Origin of the sequence: Desulfovibrio sp. 1214_IL3152 (assembly GCF_036763055.1) — a bacterium.
Classification (GTDB): Bacteria; Desulfobacterota; Desulfovibrionia; order Desulfovibrionales; family Desulfovibrionaceae; genus Desulfovibrio.
Map to the genome: position 1 here is coordinate 1 of NZ_JBAIYW010000637.1, position 3,207 is coordinate 3,207.

2 protein-coding genes and 1 pseudogene are annotated in these 3,207 nt (G+C 59.3%); all 3 read left to right on the forward strand.

The features are described 5' to 3' along the window. Positions 1-231, forward strand: a pseudogene (locus tag V6C07_RS13255) (type III pantothenate kinase); the annotation flags it as partial. 292 nt (positions 232-523) lie between these two features. Then, positions 524-1,822 (forward strand): phosphopyruvate hydratase, encoded by a 1,299-nt coding sequence (gene eno, locus V6C07_RS13260; protein WP_333536950.1) that lies wholly within the window; start codon positions 524-526, stop codon positions 1,820-1,822. Between the two features lie 340 nt (positions 1,823-2,162). Beyond that, on the forward strand, positions 2,163-3,023 hold the full coding sequence (gene folD / locus V6C07_RS13265) for a bifunctional methylenetetrahydrofolate dehydrogenase/methenyltetrahydrofolate cyclohydrolase FolD (RefSeq protein WP_333536951.1): 861 nt from the start codon (positions 2,163-2,165) through the stop codon (positions 3,021-3,023). The last annotated feature ends 184 nt before the right edge of the window (positions 3,024-3,207 follow it).

Here is a 3,207-nt window from a genome sequence, read left to right on the forward strand (position 1 = left end):
CGCAGCACGGCCACCAGCATACAGCATGGGCTGGTTTTCGGCTTTGCCTGTATGGTTGAGGGGCTTGCGCAACGCCTCAAACGGCAGTTGCCCGGCCCTGTAAAGGTGTTGGGAACCGGAGGCTTTGCGGCGTCCATCGCCAGGGTAAGCCCGGTTTTTGACCATGTGCTGCCCGCCTTGCTGCTTGAGGGTTTACGCCGCCTGTACTATGAAGAGCGCACGGCGCTGTGACGTGGCCGGAGCAAGGCTGCCCGTTGTTTCCGGCTTTGGCCGGAGCGTAGTGGCATTGTGCAAAAGCAGCTTGCGCCCGTCAGCGCATGGAGCGGTTTTATTTGATGTTCTTCCGGCGGATGCGCGGGCAGGCGGCCCACGGGAAGACCTGCGCGCCGTTTGCTGCCCGTTTGAGCGCGGAAGCGTGCGCCGTAAAGGCTTTGAAAGCGGATTTCCCAAAGTTATAATGCCCTGATCGGCAGATGCGTTATATTGATTGAAAACAAGCCCAATGAGGGCAAAGGAGCCACACATGAGCAGCATTGCCTCGGTATTTGGCCGTGAAATCCTGGATTCGCGCGGTAATCCCACCGTCGAGGTGGAAGTGACCCTGGAATCCGGACTCAGAGCGCGGGCCGCCGTGCCTTCCGGGGCTTCCACCGGCAGCCGCGAAGCTCTGGAAATGCGTGACGGCGATAAAAAGCGTTACTGCGGCAAGGGCGTCACCAAGGCCGTGGACCATGTGAACAGCGAAATCGCCGATGCCCTGCTTGGCATGGATTCGCTGCGTCAGGTGCAGATTGACAATACTCTTATTGATCTGGACGGCACGGACAACAAATCCCGGCTCGGAGCCAACGCCATGCTTGGCGTGTCTATGGCCTGCGCCAGGGTGGCGGCGTCTTTTCTGGGCCTGCCCCTTTACAAGTACCTCGGCGGCATCAACGCCAAGGTGCTGCCCGCGCCCATGATGAACATCATCAACGGCGGGGCGCATGCTCCCAACAACCTGGATATCCAGGAATTCATGATCATGCCCGTGGGGGCCATGACCTTCCGCGATTCGCTGCGTATGGGTACAGAAATCTTCCATATGCTTCAGGCGATTCTGAAAAAAGACGGCCATGTCACCAGCGTGGGCGACGAGGGCGGCTTTGCCCCCAACCTCAAGAATCACGACGAGGCTTTCGCGTACATCATCAAGGCCATCGAAGAGGCCGGCTATAATCCCGGCACCGAGGTGGCCCTGGCTATTGATGCGGCCTCCAGCGAATTCTACAAGGACGGCAAATACGTTCTTGCCGGCGAAGGCAAGACCTTTAACAATGCCGAACTGAGCGAATGGCTGGCTGAATTCACCCGCAAGTATCCCCTTATTTCCATCGAAGACGGCATGGCCGAAAGCGATTGGGACGGCTGGGGCATGCTGACCGCCAGCCTTGGCGACCACGTGCAGCTTGTGGGCGACGACGTTTTTGTGACCAATCCTTCCATTCTGGCCGAGGGCATTGCCGAGGGCGTGGCAAACTCCATCCTCATCAAGCTCAATCAGATAGGCACTGTCACAGAAACTCTGGATACCATTGAAATGGCGAAAGAAGCTGCCTATACCACCGTCATTTCGCACCGTTCTGGCGAAACGGAAGACAGCTTCATTGCGGATCTTGCCGTGGGCGTCAACTCCGGCCAGATCAAAACCGGTTCCCTGTGCCGCTCCGAGCGCATGTCCAAGTACAACCAGTTGCTGCGCATTGAGGAAGAACTGGGCGATGATGCCGAGTTTTTCGGCCCCATGCTGGCGGAATACTATTCGCTGGGTACGGAAGAATAAGGCCGGTTTCGGCGTTGATCATATGATGCAGGCAAAGCCCGCGTCCGCCGACAGCGGACGCGGGCTTTGCCGTACCTGCGGAGTATGCAGGGTGTTATTTCGCAGCACGGGCGCATGTGCAAAGACGGCCGCCCGGCAGGCGGGGCTTGATGCCTTATGAACGGCGGCTTTTGGCGGTTCCTCGGCCAAAGGCCCTGGCCTGCTGTTGCGCGCTGTTCAAGCAGTGAAAAATGAGGCATGCGCCCTTGAGCTTGGAGCCGGGGCGGTCTATACTGCTGACATCACATGACTCTACTATGTTGGTCGCCTGCGGGCCAAGAAAAAATACATGGAGCAAGCCATGCTAGTAATTGACGGCAAAAAGACTGCACAGGACATCCGTGCGGAACTGGCTGCGGAAGTGGCCGCAGCCACGTCCCAGGGACGCCGCGCCCCCGGCCTGGCAGTGATTCTTGTTGGTGAGGACCCGGCGTCGCAGGTGTACGTGCGCAACAAGGAAAAAGCCTGCGCCGAGGTGGGCATCATCTCCTTTGCCTATCGCCTGCCCGCAGAGACCGGACAGCAGGAGCTGCTGGCCCTTATTGCGGAATGCAACGCACGCGCGGATGTGGACGGCATTTTGCTGCAGCTGCCCCTGCCCCGGGGGCTGGACGCTCAGGCATGCCTGCTGGCCATTGACCCGGCCAAGGATGTGGACGGCTTTCACCCCGAAAACGTGGGGCGTCTTTCACTGGGGCTGCCGGGCTTTGTTTCCTGCACGCCCGCAGGCGTTATGGAGCTTCTGCGCCGCTACAATCTGCCCACCAGGGGCAAGAAAGCCGTGGTGGTGGGCCGTTCGGACATTGTGGGCAAACCCCTGGCCCTGCTGCTGACCCGTTCCGGCGAATTTGGCGATGCCACCGTCACCATTTGCCATTCACGTACCCCCGACCTGGCGGAAGAATGCCGCAAGGCCGACTTTTTATTCCTTGCCGTGGGCAGGCCCCGCCTCATTACCGGCGACATGGTGCGTCAGGGCGCGGTGGTCATTGACGTGGGCATCAACCGCGGCGACGACGGCCTGTGCGGCGACGCGGACTATGAAAGCGTCAGTAAAAAGGCTGCGGCCATTACCCCCGTACCCGGCGGCGTCGGGCCTATGACCATTGCCATGCTGCTTGTGAACACGGTGCAGTCCTGGCGGCAGCGCACTGCCTGGTGACGTGGCTCTGATGTTTTTTCCTGCTCCCTTCGGGGAGCAGGAAACTTTGGTTTCCACCATTAGAGCAGATTAACTTTGAGAATATACATTCTCAAAGTTTAAGGCACGCTCACTTCGGCGTTTAACCGCGCAGATAAACTGCGCTTACGCCTCCGTAGCGAACGTCTGCTCACGCAGCCGCCAG

What these genes read in the sequence shown, in the direction of transcription:
- folD (WP_333536951.1), top strand. Translation starts at nt 2,163, where the DNA reads ATGCTAGTAATTGACGGCAAAAAGACTGCACAGGACATCCGTGCGGAA.
- eno (WP_333536950.1), top strand. Translation starts at nt 524, where the DNA reads ATGAGCAGCATTGCCTCGGTATTTGGCCGTGAAATCCTGGATTCGCGC.